The organism is Halalkalibacter kiskunsagensis (assembly GCF_037027555.1).
Taxonomy (GTDB): domain Bacteria; phylum Bacillota; class Bacilli; order Bacillales; family Bacillaceae_D; genus Halalkalibacter; species Halalkalibacter kiskunsagensis.
Genome location: NZ_JAXBLX010000017.1, coordinates 50689 through 75013, shown reverse-complemented (window position 1 = coordinate 75013; position 24325 = coordinate 50689). Strand labels below are relative to the sequence as shown.

The following is a 24325-nucleotide window of genomic DNA, read 5'->3' as shown; positions in this document are numbered from 1 at the left end:
ATGCCTATAATCGTCCGAAAAAATGTCCACTCCTTTCTAGAGACCACAGAAAAAGATCGGTTTTCGAGGGCACTGAGCGTAGACGTTGCCTTGTTTTAAAGCCCGCTATGAGTGAGTTCTCATAGTGGGCGCGCAACGTGCGGGGCCATTGCCGCTTCCTCGATGGACTTTTTCAGCGGCCTCCGGTTCTCACCTTTTTCAGGAGCCTCCCTTTCTTCTCTTATTTAGTGAGCCAAAATCTTAAATTCTCTGCAACTATAAAAAAACCCATCATTACGATGGGCGTTCGAGCATACGTTTAAGTGCTAAATTTCCTTCTTCTGTTGTTTTTTCATCAACTGTAATTGGATAATGCAGACGTCCTTCTACAAGCTCCTCAAGCGACCATAGTAGATGGTCCAAGTCAATTCGGTTCATCGTTAAACATGGACACATCGTCGGATTTAAAGAAAAAATCTTTTTATCCGGAAATTGACTCGCTAAACGATTTACTAAATTCATCTCCGTTCCAACAGCCCAAGAAGTTCCAGGATCTGCATTGCGAATGGTTTCAATAATATAATGAGTAGACCCATTTAAATCAGCTGCTTGAACGACGTCAAATGTACACTCTGGATGTACAATCACATTTGTCTCAGGCGAATTCTTACGGAGTTCTTGGATTTGCCCAACTGTAAATTTCTCATGAACAGAACAATGTCCCTTCCATAAAACAACTTTTATATCATCAATAGTACCATCATAAATAAGTTCACGAGCGATCGGATCCCAAACGGCCATTTCCTCAAGGTTAATTCCTAAATCAAATGCTGTATTTCGACCTAAGTGTTGGTCTGGTAAAAAAAGTAACCTTTGTTTTTGAGTAAAAGCCCATTGTACCATTGCCTTTGCGTTAGATGACGTAACCGTTGCACCACCATTTCGACCACAGAATGCTTTTATAGCTGCCGTACTGTTTACATACGTAAGTGGTAAGATCGTATCACCCATTACCTTTTGAAGCTCGGTCCAAGCAAATTCTGTTTGTGAAATGTCGGCCATATCAGCCATTGAACAGCCTGCTTTTAAATCTGGCAAAATTACATGTTGATCATTAGTCGTAAGCATATCTGCAGTTTCCGCCATAAAATGCACGCCGCAAAAGACAATATATTCTGCATCTCGATTTTCTTTAGAAAGTTGCGCTAATTGCAAGGAATCTCCTGTCACATCAGCAAATTCAATGACTTCATCACGCTGATAATGATGACCTGGTATAAACAAACGATTTCCTAATTTCCGTTTCACTTCATAAATCCGTTCACGTTTTTCATCATTGGACATTTTGGCATAATGTTCAGGTACTCGATCAACGGTTGCCACTTTTTCAAGAAAATTCATTTAAAGTTCCTCCTCAAGTAAAAAACTAATGTCTGTTGCCTTAACTGAATGTGTTAAACAGCCTAACGAAATGTAGCCGACTCCCGTTCCGCGAAACGAGGACAGGTTATTAAGAGTAATTCCTCCAGACGCTTCTGTCTTGATGCATTCTGGTACAAGTTTGACATAACTCTTTATTTCTTCCGGTGTAGCATTATCAAACATGATAACATCAACTTTTGCTTCAATTGCTTCCTTCACTTCCGCTTCGTTTGTTGTCTCAACCTCAACTTTTACCATATGGCCAATTTGTGCTCGAACGGTATTTACTGCATTGGTTATTCCCCCACAAGCGAGAATATGGTTTTCCTTTAACATTACGGCATCACTGAGATTTCTACGATGATTAAATCCACCACCACAGCGAACTGCATATTTTTCAAAAACTCTTAAACCCGGAGTCGTTTTTCTCGTGTCACAAATTCGAATAGAAGGGTCCTCCAAAGTATTTATTGCTGTTTGAGTCATTGTAGCTATTCCAGACATTCGTTGAAGAATATTTAATAACACACGTTCACCTGCAAGCATTGGAATGACTTTTCCTTTAAATTGTGCAATTGTATCCCCTTTTTGGAAAGCCTCACCATCATCTACCAATACGTTTACAGAAATCGTTGGATCTATGATGCTATAGCCAATTGTCCATATATCCGCTCCAGCCATGATTCCATTTTCTTTTGCAACTAGTTTCGCCTGACCAATTGCCTCATGCGAAATTGCTGTTTCACTTGTAATGTCTATTTCTCCTAAGTCCTCAAGTAAGAAGCTCTCTAATTGTTTCTTCACCAAAATGTTATTCATTTTTTCCTCTCCCTCCTACAAACTCTGCATTGCCACCTCTTGTTCGTTCCCTCTATCAACAACTTCCACTCCACTTTTTTTAGAAAAAGTAATGTACTGACCGATCCAATTCTGATCATCGCGATTGAGAAAATCAGATCGATAATGACCTCCTCGACTTTCCGTTCTTTGGATTGCCGCCTCCGTAATTAGACACGCAACAAGAATCATATTTTTCCTTTCCAATGTGTCACGATCATCTTTAGATGAAATTGGGATAGCAGGTAAAAATGTGTGTAACCATCTTTTCATATCAAGGAGGCCCTTTAATTCCCTTTCAATTCCTACATTAGCTGTCATTCTCTTTTGGATTTCTATCTTCGTTGGTAAATGTAATTCTCCAAACTGCACTTCAGCTGCTTCAGAAAGTGGAGCAAGGTGTAGCTCACGTTTACTTGTTAAAATATGGGTAGCCACTTGTTCAGAAAATACAAGTCCCTCTAACAACGAATTACTTGCAAGTCGGTTTGCTCCATGAACCCCTGTACAAGCTACTTCACCAACAGCATAAAGGCCCGGTAAAGTCGTTTCTCCAACAGAATTGGTCTCTATTCCCCCACTGACAAAATGAGCACCTGGCACCACTTGTAATGGTGTTTTTGACACATCTATGTTCAACCGTTCACAACGTTCATCAAGACTTGGAAAGCGTTCATGGAAATTTTCAATCATTGTGCAATCAAGATAAACGTTACGCCCTTTAGAAAGCACACGATGAATCTCTCTACTTACGACGTCTCTTGGCGCTAACTCCCGACCTTCATGATGGTCCATGATTCTAATGCCATGTTCATCTATCAGTTTAGCTCCTTCACCACGAACCGCTTCACTGATCAACCCATAAGTTTGATCATCTTTCATTAGTAAGGTTGGATGAAATTGGATAAATTCCATATCGGTCAATTGAGCTCCTGCTCTATATGCAAGGGCAAAACCGTCACCTGTTGCTTCTTCAACATTTGAAGTATGCGAATATAGTTGTCCCATTCCACCTGTTGCAAGTACGGTTGCATTAGCATAAATAATTTCGTCTTCTGTCTCAACACCTATTACACGTCCTTCATTCGTAACAAGCCTAGAAACCATTGTATAGTCTTGAATCGTTACTCTATTTTTCACTATTTCAATTAATGCACTTGTAAACGCCCGACCAGTTTTGTCACCATTTACATGGACGATTCGTCTTTGCTGATGAGCTCCTTCCATCCCCAAAGTAATCGAACCATCTTCATTTCTATCAAAAGAAACTCCTAAATTAACTAGTGTTTCGACAATTGCAGGAGCTCTTTTAACGAGCATCTCAACATGTCTTGGATTATGATGATCTTGACCAGCTTTTAATGTATCTGCAAAATGTAATTGCCAACCATCTTGAGGACTAAGGGCAGCAGCCATTCCACCTTGGGCACAACTTGAATTGCTCGTCATAACATTTGCCTTTGTGATAATCATCACATTTAAATGATCAGCTAATAAATGTGCTGTCATAAGGCCTGCAATGCCACTCCCAATGACAAGAACATCAACTGTCTTATTAGACATTTCCATCCCCCCATGTAAATTACAGTTGTCTTGTCACCTATCTTTACATAAAATGAGAGTTGTGACAAGCGTTTTTTTATGATTAAATTGGGAAAATATTGGGGAGAAAAGGAGGAACTGTTTCATGATTTACTTTGATTATAGCGCCACAACACCAATGTCTTCACTTGCACTTGAAACATATTATCGTGTCGCAACTGATTTTTTTGCAAATAGTCGCAGCCTTCATAATAATGGTCTTGAAAGTGATGATGTCTTATCAATAAGCAGAAAAACAATAGCAGACGCGTTACATGTAGATAGTAGTGAGGTTTATTTTACAGGATCAGGATCTGAAGCTACTTTTCTTGCATTGACTGGTCTTGCTTTTGCTCATCAATCTAAAGGAAAAACAATAATTACGACTGAAGGAGAACACCACTCCGTTCAACAAGCTATGACTTATTTAAAAGAACACGGGTTTATCATTAAATTTGCTCCTGTTAACGAATATGGTCAAGTTACAGTCGAGTCTTTACGATCGTCTCTTACTTCAGATACAATATTAGTTTCGATAGCCCATGCCAATAGTGAAATCGGAACTATCCAAGACTTGGAATTACTTGGAAACTTATTGGCGGATAATGGTATACTTTTTCATAGTGATTGCGTTCAAACATTTAGTAAGCTTCCAATTCCAACTGACATATTAACTAGTGCTAGTATAACCGCTCATAAATGTTACGGGCCAAAAGGGGTAGGAGCTGCGTACATTGATAAAGACACTCCTTGGACACCCTTTCTTCACGGCACAACACATGAAACTAGTTTTAGAGCTGGTACTGTTGATGTACCTGGCATAGCTGCCTTTGCAGCAGCAGTTGATGAGTATTTGCCAATTGCAGAGCAAGAGATGAAACGTTTAGGCAATTTACGCCAACTTGTAATTGATGCTTTTTGTGATGACAAGAGGTTTGTATTTGAAGGTCATCCAACAGACCGTTTGCCTTTTCACATAGGCCTTAGAATAAAAGGAATAGAGGGGCAATTCATCTTGCTGGAATGTAACCGAAAAGGCTTTGCTATCTCAACAGGATCTGCATGTCGTGTAGGTGATAGTCAGCCACCACGTACACTTCTAAGCATCGGACGAAAAAAGGAAGAAGCTCATGAACTTTTCAGAATTACATTTGGCCGAGGGACAACAGAAGAACAAGTACTGCATTTTATTGAAACATTAAAACAGATCGTGGTTCAATTTAAAGGGGTTTGATGATAGTGACAGAAGGAAAAAAAATACTAGGAGACAGAAGAAGAGACTTGATCATTCAATGGTTATCAAATACAAACGAGCCGATAACAGGAGGAGAATTAGCAAGCCGGACGAATGTCAGTCGCCAAGTCATCGTTCAAGATATCTCAATATTAAAAGCAAAGAAACATCCAATCATCGCAACAGCTCAAGGCTATATCTATGTACAGAGCACTCCCTCTATGCGTATTAGCCGAATCATTGCGTGCCAACATACTCCCGCAGAAACAAAAGAGGAACTATTTATACTGGTAGATCATGGGGTTACTGTGAAACAGGTCATCGTTGAGCATGCCATCTATGGTGAAATAACAGCCTCTTTGATGCTTTCTACTCGACTTGATGTTGAAAAATTTTGCGAATCCGTTCGGCATACCAAGTCAGCTTTATTATCTGAACTAACAAATGGCGTGCACTTACACGTAATTGAAGCCGACCATGACCATCAATTAAATGCAGCAGTACAAGCTTTAGAAGAAAACGGGTTTATTTTGAGTGATTAGCTACTGACCTTTGTAGATAAGGTCTAGATTTCCAATTGCAAATAGTTTGGTTCTCCTGCATTCCCTGTATAAGCTTCTACTTATTAACTCATCTTAAAGGAAGATGCATGAAAGGAGGTATGAAATTGAGCCAAAAACGTGATAAAGGCTATAGTCAAAAAGGCAAACCAACTAGCAATACAGTCGATCCCATGATCGCCGCGGAAGACGTTGAAAAAGCAATTTATCCTACAAATAAGCCTCCGCGCAATGCAAAATAGGATAACACCTTTCATTAAGAAAAAAGCATAACCCACCAATAAAGAGGGTTATGCTTTTGCTTTGCTTTTTTCGAGGGTATAGCACGGGTAGCTTCCTAGAATTTCAACTCCACAACCGAGTGCTTTAAGCTCTGATGTTACTCCTGGAATCAGTACGTCATCCATTACTCCTTCAACATCAATTAGAAAGAAATAATTACCTAATCCTGTTTTCGTTGGTCTCGACTCAATTTTCGTTAAATTAAGTTTCCTCCAGGCAAAAGCCGATAATACTTGGTGCAATGCTCCAGAATAATCTGAAGGGAGTGTTACCATTAATGTTGTTTTATCCTCTGTATGAGTTGGTCCGTTGCAACTCAACATAATTGGCTTTTTACTTAATACAACAAAACTTGTTCGATTATTAGCAAAATCGTGAATGTTTGCATGTAGTGTCGTTAACTCGTATTCACTTGCAGCGATTTCATTAGCTATCGCGGCAATAGGTAATCCTGGATTGTCTTTCACAAATGATGCAGCTGCACCTGTTGAATTCATGTATTCCCACTCAGCATCAGGGTAATACTTTTGTAAAAACTCATGGCATTGAGCAATAGCATGCGGATGAGAAACAACCTTTTCAATTTTCTCACTTGAGTTCTTTTGATTCACAAGAAAGTGTTGCTCGATCGGGACCGTTATCCCACCGACAATGGGGAGCCTTTGCTTATGAATTAAATAATCCAACGTTAAATTAACTGACCCTTCAATTGCATTTTCAATTGGGACAACAGCGACTTCTACTTCCTCTGCTGACACTGCATCCATGCAAGAAGGAATTGTTCGATAAGAGACAAATTCTCCTTGCTCAAACAAGCCTCGTGCAGCCATTTCTGTGAATGTTCCCTTAGGACCTAAAAATCCAATTCTCATTTCTTCCACTCCTCCTTAAGAACCAGTACCAACTAGCTCAACTTTCTCTACTGCATCTAATTTTTCAAGCCACTCCATCAATTCATCCAATTCTAATTTCATCGGAGTTGTATCAATTGATAATGTCATATTAGCCCTACCTTGTAAAGGGATCGTTTGATTGATCGTTAATACATTTGCACCAGTCTCCGCCACTTTACCAAGTAACTGTGAAAGCGAACCAGAACGGTCAACTAACATTATTGATAGTGTGATTATTTTCTCTCTTACCATTGTATGAAAAGGAAAAATCCCATCTTTATATTTATAAAAAGCACTTCGGCTAAGGCCTACTTTGCTTACTGCTTCATTAATTTTCTTTACTTTTCCTGAATGCAAAAGCTCTTTGGCTGCTAGTGTCTTTTCCATTGCTTCTGTTAGCATATCTTCTCGTACAAGATAAAATGATTTTCTTGATGTCATATTGTATTCACCCTCTTTCACCGAAGCGCTATCTTCCCATTATAAAATTGCCGAAACTTTTTGACAACACAAAAATGTCCATTTACAAAGAAAAACTGTCTCTTCTAGAGAGACAGTTTCATATAGCTTTTCAAAATGGGAAAACCGTCCATTTTTCTTTGGGCTTTACAATGGCTACGCACGATGCGCGCTCACTTTGAGAAAATCACTCATAGTGAGCTTAAAACCTTGCATCGGCTACGCTCATTGCTTCGAAGTTTCGCAAAATGGGAAAACCGTCCATTTTGCGAAACTTCTTTAGTCAATAAATTCAAATTCGAATTTCATTATTCTTACTAAATCTCCGTCTTTGGCTCCTCTTTCTCTAAGCGCGTCATCAATACCCATGCCTCTCATTTGACGTGAGAAGCGACGAATGGATTCGTCTCGAGTGAGGTCAGTCATTTTAAATAAGCGTTCTAATGCTTCACCAGATAAGACAAATGTTCCATCGTCATCTCTTGTTATGACAAAAGGAACTTCTTCTTTTTCATGACGGTAAATAACACGAGTTGAGTCTTCTGTTTCTTCGTATAACGGAAATTCAGGTGTTTGCTCAATTTTATCCGCTACCGTTAGAAGGAGTTCGCGTATCCCTTGTTTTGAAATAGCTGAAATAGGAAAGATTGGATAGTCTTCATCTAACTTCTCCTTGAAAATCTCAAGGTTTTCCTTCGATTCAGGCATGTCCATTTTATTTGCGACAATTATTTGTGGGCGCTCGAGCAATCTCATGTTATATTGCTTTAGTTCATCATTAATCTTTAGGAAGTCCTCATAAGGATCTCGTCCTTCTAACGCCGACATGTCAATTACATGAACGATAACTCTTGTTCGTTCGATATGTCGCAAAAATTGGTGGCCTAAGCCGACACCTTCATGTGCTCCTTCTATTAACCCTGGTAAGTCTGCCATTACGAAGCTACGATTATCATCAGTTTCAACAACACCTAAATTCGGAGTAATCGTTGTGAAATGATAATCAGCTATTTTCGGTTTTGCTGCAGATACAACCGAAAGCAATGTTGATTTCCCAACACTTGGAAAACCAACTAAACCAACATCTGCAAGAACTTTGAGCTCCAAAATTACATCTCGCTCTTGCCCTGGTTCACCGTTTTCCGCAATATCAGGAGCTGGATTTACAGGAGTAGCAAAACGAGTATTTCCTCTGCCACCACGACCACCCTTTGCAATAACGGCACGTTGACCATGTTCCGTTAAATCAGCGACTACTTGTCCTGTTTTTTCATCCATTACTGTTGTTCCTGGCGGTACTTTTACAACCATATCTTCTGCATTTTTCCCATGCTGGTTTTTAGGGCGTCCATGTTCACCACGTGAAGCTTTAAAATGACGCTTATAACGGAAGTCCATTAACGTACGCAAGCCTTCCTCTACTTCAAAGACAACACTCGCTCCGCGACCTCCATCACCACCTGCTGGTCCACCATCAGGTACATACTTCTCTCTTCGGTACGAAACTTGGCCATTGCCGCCGTCTCCACCTTTTACATATACTTTTACCTTATCTACAAACATCCCTTTTCACCTCAACTTCTCGCAAAACTTGCTACGACCACGCATTCATGCTGACTCATTTCAACAAGTTTCACGTCTGGCTCCCAATCCTTTAGGAATTGCTGCCATTCCTCTCTTTTCGTATCTAGTGTTCCCTGAAAATCAAACGTCATTTCACATTTATCGCCTTTGAATAAAAATGTCAGTAGTAAATGATTTTCAGAATCCATAGAACTTCCTATTGTTAGTTTCTCCGTAATTTCTTCACATAGTCGTAGAAGTCGAACTTCTTCCCTTTCAAGAGAAAAGATGTCTCCTGCTACGTCTATCTCCAATTTCATTTTGGTGCTGAACCAATTATACGTTAATAGAAAATACACAACACTTGCTGCCTGTATTTCTGAAATTTTACTCTCGCAAATTGACTGTTGCGTCACTTGATCAATAATCTCTTCAATACGATCGTATCGTTTAAGTGCTAAGTTTCCTTTTATTAACTGCATAACGTTCAACCAATCATGACGTGTTTGCCGTAACGCCTTCAAGACATCTAATTGGTTAGTCATTTCCGTTCTCTCCTCGCCCTTCCAATAAATTACCAGGTTCGACCAAGTCAATTACATGGATTATCTTACCACAAAGTAGCTACAATAAACCATGTTATGCACAATGATATTTTCCAATTCTTACAAATACACTCGGAAATAATCAAAAACAATTGACAGATACTAAACTTCTACATATACTAAGTCTATCTAAAAAACCAACTAAAATGATGTGAATTATTACAATTTCCTCATATAGGTAGGGAGGGATATATATGGCAGAAGTACAAATAAAAAATGTTGGCAAGACATTTGAAAATAAACAGGAACAAACGTCCTATACTGTATTTGATGATATAGATTTACATGTTAAATCAGGTGAATTTGTTTCTTTGCTAGGTCCATCCGGATGCGGAAAGTCCACTTTACTTAATATTATTGCAGGGCTAGATAAAGCCAGCTCTGGAGTCGTTCTCGTCGGGGATCGTCAAGTAACAGGACCTGGTGTAGACCGTGGAGTGGTTTTTCAAGAAGCTGCCTTAATGCCATGGCTGACTGTACTCGATAATGTCATGTTTGGAATCAAAAAACAATACAACAAACAACAAGCTAGAGAACGTGCCATTGATTATTTGAAACTTGTCCATCTTAGTAAGTTTATTGATTCTTATCCACACGAGTTATCCGGAGGAATGAAACAACGGGTTTCCATTGCTCGTGCCCTTGCAATGGACCCTGAAGTTCTTTTAATGGATGAGCCATTCGGAGCATTGGATGAGCAAACTCGGTCGATGCTTCATAAGGAAGTTCAATACATTTGGGAACAAACCGGAAAAACGATTGTTTTTGTTACTCACAACATACGCGAATCGATTTTATTATCAGATCGTATTGTTTTAATGGGCACAAGGCCAGGAGGGATATTAAATATATTTGATGTTCCCTTACCTCGTCCTAGAAAGCCATCTGATGAAGCGTTTGCTACAATTGAAGAAAAAATCAGCAAACAATTAGCTGGTGAGATTGAAAAGGTCATGAAGGAGGAAATGGGTGATGATTACAATAGTCAGAAGGCTACTCTTCTTTACAGCTCTCATCGCGATATGGGAGATCATATATAAACTCGATGCCTTTGGGACGCGAATGTTTCCGTCCCCCCTCCTCTCATTCGTAGAGCTGTATAAAGGTTTTTTTGAAACAGGAATTTTGACGGTTGCCTTAACAACTAGTTTAGGCCGAATAGCACTTGGATTTGCTCTAGCTGTTATTATTGGATCGATTCTTGGAATTATTCTAGCTACTTCTAAACTTGCGGATGAAACACTTGGCTCTTTAGTCGTTGCATTACAATCTGTGCCAAGTATTGTTTGGTTACCTCTTGCTCTTGTTATGTTTCAAGGCGGAACAACAGCGATTTTATTCGTTATTGTGTTAGGTGGAACTTGGCCGATGACAATGAATGTTCGAATGGGGATAAAAAATGTTCAGCCTTTACTAATTCGGGCTGCTAGAACAATGGGCTATCGCGGGTATGAATTGATATGGAAAGTTATGATTCCGGCTTCAATCCCCTCAGCACTAACAGGTGTTCGTTTATCTTGGGCTTTCGGTTGGCGTGCATTAATGGCTGCTGAATTATTAGGTCGAGGCGGACTCGGTCGTACATTACTAGATGCAAGAGACTTTTTTAATATGGAACTTGTTATTGCAATTATGATTATTATCGCAGTCATTGGTCTTATTGTAGAGTATTGTATTTTCAATCCGATTGAACGTAAAGTTCTTACACGTTGGGGATATGCAAAGTAGAGAGATTATTCCAAAAGGAGCTTTTTACCCTCTGAATAATTCCTACGCAATGAGTGAAGCAATTTGCAACTATCCGAATTACACAAAATATAAAGAGAAAAGAGAAAAGGGAGAGAATAAAATGAAAAAATGGTTTAAAGCAACCGGTATCGCCTTCGTACTAGGAGCGTTAACAGCTTGTGGCGCTGGAAGTACAGGTGGTTCAAATACAGAAGAGGACGTTCGCATTGGGTACTTTCCAAATCTTGATCATGCAGCTGCAATTATCGGAAAAGAAAAAGGTTATTTTGATGAAGAATTAGGAGAGAGAGGAGCTGAATATACTCATTTTCCTAATGGAAATGATTTTATTGAAGCTCTTGAAACTGGCAATCTAGATATTGGCTATGTTGGACCAGGTCCAGCAATTAACTACTTTCTTACAGGTGGAGATATCGTTGTGTTAGGTGCAGCTGCAAATGGCGCTACTCTAATTGTTTCTCGTGAGGATTCTGGAATTGAAACGCTTGAAGATTTTGGCGGAAAATCATTTTGCACACCAGGAAATGGATGCACTCATAACGTTCAGCTTGAAATGATGTTAAAAGAAATCGGTCTTGAATCAAACCGTGTTGGTGGAACAGTAGAACATCAATCTCGTATTGCACCAGCCAATATGGTTGCGATGTTTGAGCAAGGACAAATTGATGCTGCCGCAGCTCCAGAACCTTGGGGAACATATCTAGTTGAAGAACTAAATGCAAATGTAGTCACTGAATGGAACAACGTTTTCTTAGGTGAAGAATTAGCAAGTGTTGTCGTTGTTACATCTAAAAAATTCCTAGAAGAAAATCCAGAAGCTGTTGATGCTGTACTACGAGGTCATAAACAAGCTGTTGCCTACACCCAAGAAAACACGGATGATACCCTTACTACAATTAACGATCATCTATTTGACTTAACTCAAAACCGTTTGCCAGAAACAGTTCTTGAAAAAGCTTGGACGCGTTTAGCTGTGACAACAGATACTCATCCTGAAGCATTACAAGCTTGGGCTGATGCTTCTTATGAATTAAAGTTCATGGATACAGACCCTGATCTTGATGGATTTGTTGATACCACTCGTCTTGACGCTATTCTAAATCAATAATGATCTAACCCGCTCACATTCAATCGAAATGGGCGGGTTTTGCCTTTGTCAATCATAATTGTCAAATAGGCAAGGAAAATTCGCATTTTCTGTTTACACTTTACCATAGTTTGGATATAATTCCTTATGAAAGCAAATTTGAGAGCAAAGGAGGTTGAACAAGATGATGAAAAGAACCGGAACATTAAATGTAACTTCATATATCTCACGTTCAATACCTGCTGGCCTCAACCGAGAAGTGTATTAATTCTGTTTTAAGCCGAATCTACAGACCACAGGTGAACGTAAACCTGTGGTCTTTTTTATTACCAAAACCACAGGAACGTTTCCCTGTGGTTTTTTTACGCTTTTTAATTATCATTTTATGGAAAATGATCTTCTTTACGCTTTCTGTATCCTAATATGAAGGGTGGTGATTACATGACATTTACCTTTTTAATATTTACGATATCAATAAAGAAAAGACAATACACTGGTGAGGAACTGGAAAAGCTCGTAAGACAACAAAAACTACAGGAGTACCATGATCAACAAATTCACAAATTCATGCAATAACTCATCAAAAATTTCTAAAAAGGAGGTAATAGCAATGATTTTTCTAAAAGGGACGATTTTACAAGGTTGGTATGAGCAGGTGAAGGGCCTCACCTGAATGACAAGAAGTTACAATCTAGGAGGCAATAAATGTGACATTTCACTTCATTTTATTTACGATTACAATCAAAAAACGCAAATATTCTGGGCTAGACTTGGAGCGAGTCCTTGAACAACAAAAATTGGAACAAGAACGCCAAGAGCAAATAGCTCGTATTCAAAACTGGGAGTAAACCACGCAAAAAAGGAAGACAGAAAAGAGTCATTCATCACTTCTGTCTTCTCCACAATTTAAGAAATTACCAACGCGCAGTTAACATCTTTCTTTTCGTATAAAAGTTCAGCCCATCTTTTCCATTGGCATGTAAATCGCCATAGAATGAATTTTTCCAGCCAGAGAAAGGGAAAAATGCCATTGGAGCCGGTACATTTACATTTACACCAAGCATTCCTACTTCAATATCCTCTCGATACTGACGCACAGCCGCTCCACTATCCGTATACAAAACAGAACCATTACCAAAATCAGATTCATTTGTCACATCAATCGCTTCCGTTAAGTCTTTCACTCGAACAATCGAAAGAACTGGAGCAAAGATTTCATTTTTCCATATGTTCATCTCAGTTGTCACATGATCAAATATGGTGGCACCTAGAAAGTATCCATCAAGATCTTTTCCATCTAATCGTCCGTCACGAACTAGAGTTGCTCCCTCGGAAACACCTTCTTCAATCGCCTGGTTGACCTTATCTAAATGTGACTTACGAATGACCGGACCTAAATTCACAGATTTATCACAGCCATCTCCTAAAACTAACTCATCAGCAGCTTCTATTAATTTTGAAATTAGTTCATCAGCAATATCTTCTGTAACGACAACAACCGAAGTCGCCATACAACGTTGACCAGCACTTCCAAATGCTCCACCAACAATCCCTTGAATTGTTTTTTCCATATCGCAATCTGCTAGAACAATAGAATGGTTTTTTGCACCAGCTAAAGCTTGAACTCTCTTGCCATAACTAGCACCCGTTTTGTATACATACTCAGCAACTGGCTGTGATCCTACAAATGAAATAGCATCAACATTTTTGTGCTCGAGTAATCCATTAACAACATCATGTGCGCCATGAACTAAATTTAAAACGCCTTTTGGTAAACCAGCCTCTGTAAACAACTCAACTAAACGTTCAGCAAGCAATGGCGTTCGTTCAGACGGTTTCAACACAAATGTGTTACCGCAAGCAATAGCTAATGGGAACATCCAACATGGCACCATCATTGGAAAATTAAAAGGTGAAATGCCGCCGATTACTCCTACTGGATATCGGTACATGCTCGATTCTATGTTTGTTGCAATATCCGGTAACACTTCTCCCATCATTAGGCTAGGAGCTCCCGCTGCAAATTCCACACACTCAATCCCACGCAATACTTCTCCATATGCATCATCATAACACTTGCCATTCTCTTTCGTTATTAAACGCGCTAACTCTTCATTGTTTTCCATTAAAAGTTGGTGGTATTTAAAAAGAATACGAGCTCTTTTTGGTACCGGTGTTTTTTTCCATAACTTAAACGCTTCTTTAGCTGTTTTAACTGCAAAATTTACATCTTCTTTTGTAGATAGTGGAACTCGAGCAATTTCTTCACCTGTTGCCGGATTGGGGACAATTGCATATTCACCTGAACTAGAAGTGATCCAATCGCCGTTAATGTAATTTTTTAAAACTGCTTTTGTTTGAATTGTCATTTTTTATGAACTCCTTTTCACTTTTTTATTATTTGTTTATATTCTCCATCAGAATAAATTAGCCTTTTTTAATGAATACTCATATGAATAGGCATGACGATATAAAGAAACAATCTCTTCTACTGTTGGTACATTTGGGTTATTTGCCGGACTTCCACTTTCAATCGCATCTTTTGCCATCTTCCAAAGAACACCTTCAAACTCTTGTTCATCGACACCCCAAGTTTTGATATTAGGTATATGTAAACTTTGACAAAGTTGCAAAATAGCAGAGACAAATCTGTTTGCTACCAATTCATCTGGAGACCCTTTCAACTCAGGATATAAGTAGCGCCCTATTTCAGCTAGTCTCATGGAACATGAATCTTTCGTGTATTCTAAAACTGTTGGCAAAAGCATTGCATTTGAAATTCCATGCGGTACATGAAACAGTGCCCCAAGTGGCCGTGACATCCCATGGACTAAGCATACAGAAGCGTTAGAAAATGCCATACCAGCTTGCATCGAGCCATAAATCATTTTGTCTCTTGCCTCTAAATTGGTCCCATTATGATAGGCTTCTAATATATTTTCTGTAATTAATTTGATAGCTGATAAGGCTAAATGGTCAGTGAAAGGATGTGCCTTTTTTGAGATAAATGCCTCTAATGCATGTGTTAGGGCATCTACCCCTGTGGCAGCTGTTGTATTTTTCGGTGATGAAATAGTTAATACTGGATCAACGATTGCAACCTCAGGCATAAAGGCAGGTTGTTTAATCATCATTTTTACATCATTTCTTGTATTGGTTATGACTGTCACATCGGTTGCCTCTGAACCTGTACCAGCAGTCGTTGGGATTGCAATAAGTGGTAAAGGTTTGCTTGATGCGAGCGTTTTCAAATTCATATAGTCGCTAACCTCTCCACCATTCGTTGCTAAGACCGCCACCGCTTTAGCTGTATCTATACAACTCCCTCCCCCCAAAGCGATAATAACATCACAGTTTTCTGCCTTTCTTAAAGAAAGGGCATTGTGAACGTATTCATCAGTGGGTTCACTAGAAACATCTAAATAATCCACATAGTCTACTGCAGATTTTCGTAAATACTCATGACACTTCTCTAAATTTCCTAAACCCTTCATAACATGATCACTTATGATCAATGCTTTTTTTCCAAGCTTAGCTGTTTCCTCGCCAACTTTTCTGAAGCTCCTTTTCCCGTAGAAAATGCTTCTCGGTAAATGAACTATTGCACCATCCATATAACTTCCCCCCTTATCGTTATACTTTTTATTATGCAAGAGCTGTGCCAACTTTTAAAATGTTGAAAATATGCCTTTTTTTAGATATCTCAATCTACAACACTGTATAAATAAAGCAACACTACAAAGCTACACTGTAGCTTTTTGGATACAATTCTCTAATGGTTTAAACCATATTGTCTTATTTTTTTATAAATCGTTGTCCGATGAATTCCTAGTCGTTTGGCTGCCTTCGTCTTATTACCGTCTACTTCTTCTAAAATACGCTTAATTAATAGTTTTTCTTTTTCAATTCGTTCTGACTTAAGAGAGTTTTCTTCTTCTACGAATTCTACCTTCTGTTCCTTGATTATGTTTGGTAAGTGAGTAATCCTTATCGTATGATCATCAACTAACGTAATAAGTTGTTCAACAATATTTATTAGCTGACGTATATTTCCCGGCCACTCATACACTCTTAACTGCTCCATCACGCTATGATCAACTTTCTTTTCATTAACACCATAAACTTCTGAAAAGTGTTTTAAATAGTGGGAGAATAACAAAGGAATATCCTCTCTTCTTCGTCTTAAAGGAGGAATCTCGATATGAATAACATTCAGCCGGTAATACAAATCTTCCCTAAATAAACCTTCTTTTACTCGCTCAAATAGGTTGTGGTTAGTTGCAGCAATGATTCGCACATTAATAGGAATACTACTGCTCCCGCCAACCTTTACTACTTCTCGTTCTTCTAGAACTCGAAGTATCTTTGTTTGCATTTGCTTTGGCATGTCTCCAATTTCGTCTAGAAACATCGTACCCCCATTAGCCATTTCAAACTTTCCCCGACTTCCTCCTTTTCTAGAACCTGTGAAGGCTCCATCTTCATAACCAAATAGTTCAGATTCAAGAAGATTCTCCGGTATGGCTGCACAATTAATAGCGACAAAAGACCCCTCATTTTTTGAGCTAGCGGAATGGATGGCTTGAGCAAATACCTCTTTCCCTGTCCCACTTTCTCCCGTGATGAGAACCGTCGCATTCGATTTTGCTGCCTTTTTTGAGATCCTTTTACATGCCGTTAGTTCCCCACTTACTCCTAAAATTTGATCAAATGTTTTTGAATGAGTTCCTTTTTTAGGAACCTCAATGTTCTTATCTACTAGTTGCTTTGTTAAGCTGTTAGGGGCCTTTGTTGCATTCTCCAAAATACGATACAACTCAGTAACACCTTCAAAAATCAACATTCCGATTGCGCCTATTAATTCATTATTTCGCCAAATCGGAATACGGTGTACGATCATTTTTTGACCACGAATAACTTGCAGCTCTCCTCTTTGAGGAATTCCTGTTTTAACTGTTTTATGTAGTTGTGTGTTATCAATAATATCTGTCACATGCTTACCTATAACCTCATCTGTATCGATCCCTAAATAATTACGATAGGCTTGATTCATTTTTACAATAAAACCGTTTCGATCGACTACGGTAACTCCTTCATATGCAATATCAAGAATAATATCAATTATATTTACATTGTGTTGAATCGAATGAATTAAGAACTCTTGAGCCATTATCATTTCTCTTGCACTGATTTTCCCAATAACTCTTTGTTCTTGATCAATAACAGGAATAACTCTTCCATGAAACTTGACAGTTAAAATAGAAGCAGCCGAATCAATCGTGGGCACTTTTTCAATCCATGATTCATTTATTCGTTCAGCAATGTCTGTACCATTTAATAACAAACGATACATCATCTCGTTCGAAATCACTCCACGCACGCTATAATCTTTATTAAGGATGATAATGTCTTCATCTTTTTGTGTTAATACTTCTAAAATATCTTTTATTGATTGATTTTCAAAGATTAGAAAATGAAGGCGACATCCAATGTTGGATTTGCAATTCAGATTGTAAATCAGTTTGATCAATAAGACTTAGTTGGTCAGTAGAGGTAAACATGATTCCATCTCCTTTATATGAACTTTCCTATCTTTTCTTATAAATGTAGAAAAAGAGGATAACCATACGAATTCTCTCTAAGTGCGATCAATTGATTGCAGGCACTAGGTACAAAACGTCTCAGTCATCCTCTGTTTACTCTATCATTTTTTTAAAATTCGCTCTACAACTACTTCTGCTTGATCAATACAATCAGGTAAGCCTATTCCCTCATATCCCCCACCTGCAAGATATAACCCTGGGAGATTACGGGCAATATCTTCTTTGATCTTACTCATTTTAAACGTGTGACCCACATTATATTGGGGCATGGCTTCTTGCCAACGTTTAATAAAGAAAAATTCAGGTTTTCCTTCAATTGAAATAACCTGCTTAAGGTCATAAAGTACAGCACTTAGTATTTCTTCATCATTTCGTGAAACAATCGCAGAATCACCAGCTCGTCCAACATAAGCCCGAAGTAAGGCATATCCTTCAGGTGTTGAGTGTTGCCATTTTTTATGTGTCCACGTACAGGCGGTAATCGCATGATTGCTTTTCTTTGATACAACAAAACCAGTTCCATCATATGGAATCGTTACTTTATCTTTTTTATAAGCCATTGCTACAGTGGCTACCGTTGTTGCCTCCATATCATGTAAATACGCAAAGTATGGATAGTCCTGTAAAATGTCAGCTGTAACTTTTGGTGGTGTCGTCATAATCACGTGATCATAAAGCTTTGTCTCGCCATTAGCAAACTCCAAATGAAATTGTCCATCCCGTTTAAACATTTTCGTTAAGTCACTATTTTTATGAATTACATTTGCATCTAATTGTGCTTCAATTGCCTCAACAAATGATCCTAACCCTTTTCGGAAAGTTAAAAACATTCCTTTTTCCTTGACTGGTTCAGATTGAGGCTGGGTTTGTTTAGCTCTTGAACCCTTCATTCCACGAATGAGGCTTCCATGCTTTTGTTCGACTTGTTGAAATTGCGGGAAAGTAGCTTTTAAGCTAAGCTTATCAAGATTACCAGCATAAATCCCTGATAAAAGAGGTTCAATGAGACTATCTACAACTTCATTTCCTAATCTCCGTCTAAAGAAATTCCCAAGAGATATATCTTCATCTTTAACTGTTATCCGTGGATGGAAAAAATCACCTGCTGCTCTTAACTTTCCTATTGGTGATAAAAGGCTAGTAGTTAAGAAGGGCTTAATTTCCGTCGGAATACCCATTATTGCTCCACCAGGAATTGGATGAAGCGTCTCACCTTTTAACACATACGCTTGTCCGGTATCATTCGAAAGTAATTCATCTTCCAACCCAACCTCTTTAGCAAGCCTAGTCATACTTTCTTTTCTAGCTAAATAAGAGTCTGGACCAAGTTCAATTACAAATCCATTTACTCGCTCTGTTTTGATTTTCCCACCAAGTACTCCGCTTTTTTCAAATAAATCATAGGTTATATGTTCACCATTTTTTCTTGCTTTTTCAAGTTTTTGTGCGGCTGCTAAACCAGTGATTCCACCACCGATTATCGCAATTCGTCGTTTCTTGTCCACAGCAGTCACCTTTTCTCTGCAAGCTTTTTTTCAACAATTGTCGCTAGACATTCAATAAATTCATTCTTCGCGTTTGGCATTTCTGGGCGATAATAATCAATACCTAACTCATCTGTGACAATCTTACATTCAATGTCATTGTCATACAGAACTTCTAAATGATCAGCCACAAACCCTACTGGACAATAAACCATTGAAGTGTAGCCTTGTTTCTCATATAGATCTCGAGTCAAGTCTTGCACATCTGGTCCAAGCCAAGGATCAGGTGTGTTCCCTTCACTTTGCCAACCAATAGTATAATGATCAATCCCTGCTTTTTCTGCAATCAGATCCGCCGTTTCTTGTAATTGTTGTGGATAGGGGTCACCCATTTCTGTGATTTTCTCCGGCAAACTATGTGCAGAAAATATGACACAGGCTTTATCTTTGTTTTTAATTTCTTGCATTGTTTTCTTCACCTGATTGACCCAATAGTCAATAAAAAGAGGTTCATCATACCAACTATCAACACTGTAAATGGTTGGTCCTTGTACATTTTTAGACTCCTCATGAGCTCGTCCATTGTAGGATTTTACACTAAAAGTAGAAAAATGTGGTGCAAGTACTAAACTAACCGCCTCTTCTATTCCATCTTCTTTCATTTGTTTCACAGCATCTTCAATGAAAGGATCAATGTGCTTCAAACCAAGGTATGCTTTGAACTCAATATCTTCAAAGTTTTTGTTTAATTGTTGTTCAAGTCCAATAGCTTGGTCCTCTGTAATTTTTGCGAGTGGGCTAATTCCTCCAATCGCTTCATACCGCTCCGTTAATTCTTCTAACGCTTCCTCAGATGGTCTTCTCCCGCGGCGAATATGTGTATAATACGGTTCTATTTCATCTTTTGTTCTTGGAGTTCCGTAAGCCATAACTAGTAATCCAATTTTTTTCTTCCTCATCTTCTCACCTCACCTTACTTGTTCATAGAATAATCATGCACAAAAGCAGTTAATCTCTTTAATGTTTCAGGTTGTACCTCAGGGAAGACACCGTGACCTAAATTAAAAATAAAGTTAGGGTTTTTCATACCTTGATCTAAAATCGCTTTAGCACGTTCTTCAATGACGTCCCATGGCGCTAATAAAATAGCTGGGTCAAGATTGCCTTGCACGGTCTTTTTAATTCCTAAATCCCTCGCTTCTTGTACTGATAAGCGCCAATCAAGTCCTACTACATCTAATGGCAAATCATTCCATTCATTTGCTAAATGACTAGCTCCAACACCAAACATAATTAAAGGGACATTTTCTTGTTTTAATTCAGCAAAGATTTTATTCATAATCGGTTTTACGAACAACCGATAATCCGCTACATTTAACGTTCCTACCCATGAATCAAAGATCTGAATGGCCTCGGCTCCGGCAGCAATTTGTGATTTAACATATGTAATAGTCATTTCTCCAAGCTTTTCCATAAGTAAATGCCATGCTTCTGGCTGTGCATACATAAATGCTTTTGTCTTGTTATAATTTTTGGAAGGACCTCCTTCAATCATATAGCTAGCCAGCGTAAAGGGTGCTCCACCGAAACTAATAAGTGGAACTGTTAATTGTTCACGTAACAATTTAATCGTATCTAGAACATAAGGGACATCTTCCTCTGGTGTAATTTCCCCTAACTTTTCAACATCAACTTTAGATTTGATTGGGTTTTCGATCACTGGACCAATCCCTGACTTAATTTCTACATCTACTCCTATTGCAGGTAGGGGGGTCATAATATCTTTATATAAAATTGCAGCATCATTGTTATATTGGTCTACAGGCAATTTGGTCACATATGCACATAGCTCCGGCTGATGAGTAATTTCAAAAAGAGAATATTTCTCCTTAATCTTTCGATATTCAGGCTGAGATCTCCCAGCTTGTCTCATATACCATACAGGCACGTGATCATGTTCTTCTCCTCTACATGCTTTTAAAAACGTATCGTTAAACCTCTTCTGATCCATTCTGCCACTCCTTCTTTTACATCTCATAGTATCTATTTTACTTGAATAAGGTCCAAAAAGCATTTTATACAACTTTTACTATAATGATCGAATAATTACGTGTATACCCAATCGATTAAACTGTCATAAAATTGATGAATGTTATATTTCTTTAATCAACGGAAATCATGTGAGATAAACTTTCTAATGTTAGAATAGTAAACAGGATTCGTCATAGGAGGAGAGCTATGAGTTACACTATCCCTACATCCCTTTGTTTGGAACAAATACTCCCATACTTTCAACCAATCATCGGTGCTGATCAGCATTCCGTTGTAGGTTACGAAATTCTTGGACGTTACAAGTTACGCGGTTCTATATTAAAAATGATCCCCTATACGAATAATTACGACCAATATATTGCTAGGATCCTGCCCCTACTACCAGCACATTGCTTTCGTATTTATGTGTGCAATCGTATTGGCAATCAATTGTCCGGCACTCATATAAAACAAATGCTTCCTGGATAATAATTAACCATTTCAGAAATAAGAATTGGGGTTGGCGACCATTTTTTCTGCAAAACATTGTCAACATGGACATGAACCAAAAAGGTTTTCTTTCTGATCTATACAGAGATATTGAAACGACAGAACTCATTCAGACTTTTTCTTTTCCTGTTCTGGAAAATACGTATCTGTTTATTGATTTGCATATCCCTTAACTTATAATACTAATTCGTTAATGAAACCCAAATTTAAATGTAACCTTAGCAAGGTTAGAACGCTCTCCTTCTTGTTCTGTGATCGAATCATAAGGAACGACTTCAAACTGTTTCGTAGAAAACGGATTCGCACTACTAATATAATAGTGATTTTGTCCAACGACGGTTGCGATTTTCTTCCTATCCTCTTTGCTCTTTTCATAAATATGATAGTAGACCCTATCATCATCTTTCCCAGTCCACTCCAAGAGAATACTTGAAAATCCTCTTCCACCTATAGAGAAGGTTGCTGTTACATCAGTTAAAATTGGCAGCTCAATAGGCGGCTCTATTTCTTCCACTTCCTCAGGTTTCAAAAATGCCACTTCCCTCATTGTATTTGGTAATTCATTGAGGATATCTTTAAACAGAACTGTCGGATAAGCACTTCCTCCTTTAAGATAGTGTTCTGACGATGTAACATCATAGCCCATCCAAACAGAACCAACAACTGTAGGAGTATAACCTACAAACCATGCATCCATTGTTGCTCCTTCTATTTCTGGATACGAAGTCGTACCTGTTTTTCCTGCAAGTGAGGTGGTAACCTCCCCTTGTCTACCTGTCCCATTTTCAACAACAGATTGAAGCATCCTTGTCATATACCAGGCGGTTTGACCTGAAACAACGGTTTGTTCCATACGTTCATCCCCTACGAGCCTATCTCCATTTGACTTGTAAATCGCTTCAATAAAATAAGGGTCTGATCGCTGTCCATCTTTAGCAAATACTTGATACGCAGACGCTAACTCCAGAGGGGTTGCCCCTTCCGTAAGCCCACCTAACGCAATAGCTAATCCACTATCTGTTGTTTCAATCCCAAATTGACCTAATGTATGAACGGACGTTTCAACTCCAATTTCATTTAATAGCCATACAGCAGGCGCATTAGCGGAATGAGTAAGTGCATCATACATAGTCGTTTTCCCTGAATATTGATGATTAAAATTTCTTGGAGTATATCCATTATAATCAAGTAATTCATCGACAAGTGGGGAGTACGGATGATAGTGTTCTAGTTCAAGTGCAGGTGCGTAAACTGCTAGTGGTTTGATTGTTGACCCCGGTTGACGCCCCACGTTGACCCGATTGATTCCCCTTCTCACATACTCTCGTCCACCTTGTACGGCTAAGACGCCTCCTGTATTAACATCAAGAAGAACGAATGCAGCTTCTGCATCAGCATTCCCACTAGGAAAATAATGATTTTCTTGCAATTTTTCATAAGATATTTCTTGAATCTGCTTATTGATTGGAACAACAATTTGATAGCCGCCTGTTAAGACTTCTTCATTTGTTAAATGGTACCGAATCCGTGCTTCATCAAGAACCATATCAATATACGTTAAATAAGCAGCATTTTCTGTAACTTGATTTGGATTAATTACAACTGTCTTTCCACGTAAATGCTTAGCTTCTTCTGCATGTAACTGACCTTGTCGCTCCATAAGAGTTAATACAAGGTCTCGCCTTTGTTTGCTCCGCTCGGGATAAGTAATTGGTGAATAAGAATTTGGAGCTTTCGGTAAGCCAGCAAGTAACGCCCCTTCCTCAATCGATAAATCTTGCACGTCTTTATTAAAATATAAGTTAGAAGCCGCTTGAATTCCATATGCACCATGGCCAAAATAAATACGATTTAAATACATTTCTAGAATTTCATTTTTGCTATATTTACGTTCTAAATTCATCGCAATAAGTACTTCATTGGTTTTTCTTAGTATTGTTTTCTCGTTTGTTAAAAATACATTTTTTGCCAGTTGTTGGGTGATTGTGCTTCCACCCTCTACTTTTGCTCCAGCTAAAATATCTCGATAGAGCGCTCGTCCAATTGAACGAAAATCAAACCCCAGGTGCTCATGAAAACGTGCATCTTCTACAGATATAAATGCTTGTTGAACATATTCTGGTATTTCTCGAATCGAAACTGGCTCTCTATTTTCAATAAATAATTGCGAGACCATTTCTCCATTTTGATCAACGACAGAAGTAGTCGTTTTCATCACAAGCTTCTGATCATCAATCGCATAATTCCCAACTAAAAGAATAACTAAATATATAATCATAGCTAAAAGTATCGTCGCTAATATAGTAGAAACGCCTATAAAAACCTTTCTTTTCAAATCTTTCACCTCCCTTCTATTACCTACTATACCCGTATCTATAAAGTTCATAACAGTTGCATGCTAAATCACGAATCGGTACACTTACCTACGAACCAACTGTTAATTTGT

Annotated in this window: 24 protein-coding genes; 10 read left to right on the top strand and 14 right to left on the bottom strand. The window is 38.5% G+C overall.

Features of this window, described 5'->3' with window-relative positions; all coding sequences use genetic code 11:
• Positions 1 to 273: 273 nt before the first annotated feature.
• The 3 genes from nadA to nadB are packed head-to-tail and all read right to left on the bottom strand — an operon-like array spanning position 274 to position 3801.
• The gene (nadA, locus tag SLH51_RS11825) at positions 274 to 1380 is read right to left on the bottom strand and encodes a quinolinate synthase NadA (protein WP_335961467.1); all 1107 of its coding nucleotides are present in this window, start codon (positions 1378 to 1380) and stop codon (positions 274 to 276) included.
• On the bottom strand, positions 1381 to 2220 hold the full coding sequence (nadC, locus tag SLH51_RS11820) for a carboxylating nicotinate-nucleotide diphosphorylase (protein ID WP_335961466.1): 840 nt from the start codon (positions 2218 to 2220) through the stop codon (positions 1381 to 1383).
• A 15-nt stretch (positions 2221 to 2235) separates the two neighbouring features.
• The gene (gene nadB / locus SLH51_RS11815) at positions 2236 to 3801 is read right to left on the bottom strand and encodes an L-aspartate oxidase (RefSeq protein ID WP_335961465.1); all 1566 of its coding nucleotides are present in this window, start codon (positions 3799 to 3801) and stop codon (positions 2236 to 2238) included.
• 124 nt (positions 3802 to 3925) lie between these two features.
• Here nadB and SLH51_RS11810 point away from each other — a divergent pair, with 124 nt between their 5' ends.
• From SLH51_RS11810 to SLH51_RS11800, 3 genes are all read left to right on the top strand, one after another.
• Positions 3926 to 5053 carry an IscS subfamily cysteine desulfurase gene (locus tag SLH51_RS11810; RefSeq protein WP_335961464.1) on the top strand — a complete coding sequence of 376 codons (1128 nt, stop codon included), beginning with the start codon at positions 3926 to 3928 and terminating at the stop codon, positions 5051 to 5053.
• A 5-nt stretch (positions 5054 to 5058) separates the two neighbouring features.
• Positions 5059 to 5595 (top strand): transcription repressor NadR, encoded by a 537-nt coding sequence (locus SLH51_RS11805; RefSeq protein ID WP_335961463.1) that lies wholly within the window; start codon positions 5059 to 5061, stop codon positions 5593 to 5595.
• A gap of 125 nt (positions 5596 to 5720) precedes the next feature.
• A complete protein-coding gene (locus SLH51_RS11800) occupies positions 5721 to 5855 on the top strand; it encodes a hypothetical protein (RefSeq protein ID WP_335961462.1) in 135 nt (44 codons plus the stop codon).
• A gap of 48 nt (positions 5856 to 5903) precedes the next feature.
• Here the strand turns inward: SLH51_RS11800 and pheA are convergent, their stop codons facing one another.
• The 4 genes from pheA to SLH51_RS11780 form a co-directional block, all read right to left on the bottom strand.
• Complete coding sequence (gene pheA, locus SLH51_RS11795; RefSeq protein WP_335961461.1) at positions 5904 to 6767, bottom strand: prephenate dehydratase; 864 nt, start codon at positions 6765 to 6767, stop codon at positions 5904 to 5906.
• Positions 6768 to 6782: 15 nt separating this feature from the next.
• A complete protein-coding gene (locus tag SLH51_RS11790; protein ID WP_335961460.1) occupies positions 6783 to 7229 on the bottom strand; it encodes an ACT domain-containing protein in 447 nt (148 codons plus the stop codon).
• Between the two features lie 297 nt (positions 7230 to 7526).
• Positions 7527 to 8810: a GTPase ObgE gene (gene obgE, locus SLH51_RS11785; RefSeq protein ID WP_335961459.1), complete on the bottom strand. Its 1284-nt coding sequence runs from the start codon at positions 8808 to 8810 to the stop codon at positions 7527 to 7529.
• Between the two features lie 11 nt (positions 8811 to 8821).
• The gene (locus SLH51_RS11780) at positions 8822 to 9355 is read right to left on the bottom strand and encodes a Spo0B C-terminal domain-containing protein (protein WP_335961458.1); all 534 of its coding nucleotides are present in this window, start codon (positions 9353 to 9355) and stop codon (positions 8822 to 8824) included.
• Between the two features lie 254 nt (positions 9356 to 9609).
• On the opposite strand from SLH51_RS11780, the gene SLH51_RS11775 reads away from it, so the two are divergent.
• From SLH51_RS11775 to SLH51_RS11755, 5 genes are all read left to right on the top strand, one after another.
• Positions 9610 to 10455, top strand: coding sequence for an ABC transporter ATP-binding protein (locus SLH51_RS11775; RefSeq protein WP_335961457.1), 846 nt, complete (start codon positions 9610 to 9612; stop codon positions 10453 to 10455).
• The gene (locus tag SLH51_RS11770) at positions 10388 to 11143 is read left to right on the top strand and encodes an ABC transporter permease (RefSeq protein ID WP_335961456.1); all 756 of its coding nucleotides are present in this window, start codon (positions 10388 to 10390) and stop codon (positions 11141 to 11143) included. The genes SLH51_RS11775 and SLH51_RS11770 overlap by 68 nt, the downstream gene beginning before the upstream one ends.
• A 121-nt stretch (positions 11144 to 11264) precedes the next feature.
• Positions 11265 to 12272 (top strand): aliphatic sulfonate ABC transporter substrate-binding protein, encoded by a 1008-nt coding sequence (locus tag SLH51_RS11765; RefSeq protein ID WP_335961455.1) that lies wholly within the window; start codon positions 11265 to 11267, stop codon positions 12270 to 12272.
• A 402-nt stretch (positions 12273 to 12674) separates the two neighbouring features.
• Positions 12675 to 12827, top strand: coding sequence for a YrzI family small protein (locus SLH51_RS11760; RefSeq protein WP_335961454.1), 153 nt, complete (start codon positions 12675 to 12677; stop codon positions 12825 to 12827).
• Between the two features lie 131 nt (positions 12828 to 12958).
• A complete protein-coding gene (locus tag SLH51_RS11755) occupies positions 12959 to 13099 on the top strand; it encodes a YrzI family small protein (RefSeq protein ID WP_335961453.1) in 141 nt (46 codons plus the stop codon).
• Positions 13100 to 13165: 66 nt separating this feature from the next.
• On the opposite strand, the gene SLH51_RS11750 is transcribed toward SLH51_RS11755, so the two are convergent.
• The 6 genes from SLH51_RS11750 to hemE all read right to left on the bottom strand — a co-directional run bounded on the left by SLH51_RS11750 (position 13166) and on the right by hemE (position 21349).
• Entirely contained in the window at positions 13166 to 14620 is a 1455-nt protein-coding gene (locus SLH51_RS11750) for a CoA-acylating methylmalonate-semialdehyde dehydrogenase (protein WP_335961452.1), read from the bottom strand.
• A gap of 48 nt (positions 14621 to 14668) precedes the next feature.
• Complete coding sequence (locus SLH51_RS11745) at positions 14669 to 15865, bottom strand: iron-containing alcohol dehydrogenase (protein ID WP_335961451.1); 1197 nt, start codon at positions 15863 to 15865, stop codon at positions 14669 to 14671.
• Positions 15866 to 16023: 158 nt separating this feature from the next.
• Positions 16024 to 17607, bottom strand: coding sequence for a sigma-54 interaction domain-containing protein (locus tag SLH51_RS11740; protein ID WP_335961450.1), 1584 nt, complete (start codon positions 17605 to 17607; stop codon positions 16024 to 16026).
• Between the two features lie 348 nt (positions 17608 to 17955).
• On the bottom strand, positions 17956 to 19359 hold the full coding sequence (gene hemY, locus SLH51_RS11735; RefSeq protein ID WP_335961449.1) for a protoporphyrinogen oxidase: 1404 nt from the start codon (positions 19357 to 19359) through the stop codon (positions 17956 to 17958).
• Between the two features lie 5 nt (positions 19360 to 19364).
• Positions 19365 to 20297 (bottom strand): ferrochelatase, encoded by a 933-nt coding sequence (gene hemH / locus SLH51_RS11730; RefSeq protein ID WP_335961448.1) that lies wholly within the window; start codon positions 20295 to 20297, stop codon positions 19365 to 19367.
• Between the two features lie 14 nt (positions 20298 to 20311).
• A complete protein-coding gene (gene hemE / locus SLH51_RS11725; protein ID WP_335961447.1) occupies positions 20312 to 21349 on the bottom strand; it encodes a uroporphyrinogen decarboxylase in 1038 nt (345 codons plus the stop codon).
• Between the two features lie 227 nt (positions 21350 to 21576).
• Between hemE and SLH51_RS11720 the strand changes: the two genes are divergently transcribed.
• Together SLH51_RS11720 and SLH51_RS24460 are read left to right on the top strand one after the other, a co-directional pair.
• Positions 21577 to 21858 carry a hypothetical protein gene (locus tag SLH51_RS11720; RefSeq protein ID WP_335961446.1) on the top strand — a complete coding sequence of 94 codons (282 nt, stop codon included), beginning with the start codon at positions 21577 to 21579 and terminating at the stop codon, positions 21856 to 21858.
• Positions 21798 to 22052 carry an EAL-associated domain-containing protein gene (locus SLH51_RS24460; protein WP_390184062.1) on the top strand — a complete coding sequence of 85 codons (255 nt, stop codon included), beginning with the start codon at positions 21798 to 21800 and terminating at the stop codon, positions 22050 to 22052. The genes SLH51_RS11720 and SLH51_RS24460 overlap by 61 nt, the downstream gene beginning before the upstream one ends.
• A 17-nt stretch (positions 22053 to 22069) precedes the next feature.
• Here the strand turns inward: SLH51_RS24460 and SLH51_RS11715 are convergent, their stop codons facing one another.
• The gene (locus SLH51_RS11715; protein WP_446685377.1) at positions 22070 to 24265 is read right to left on the bottom strand and encodes a transglycosylase domain-containing protein; all 2196 of its coding nucleotides are present in this window, start codon (positions 24263 to 24265) and stop codon (positions 22070 to 22072) included.
• Between the last annotated feature and the right edge of the window lie 60 nt (positions 24266 to 24325).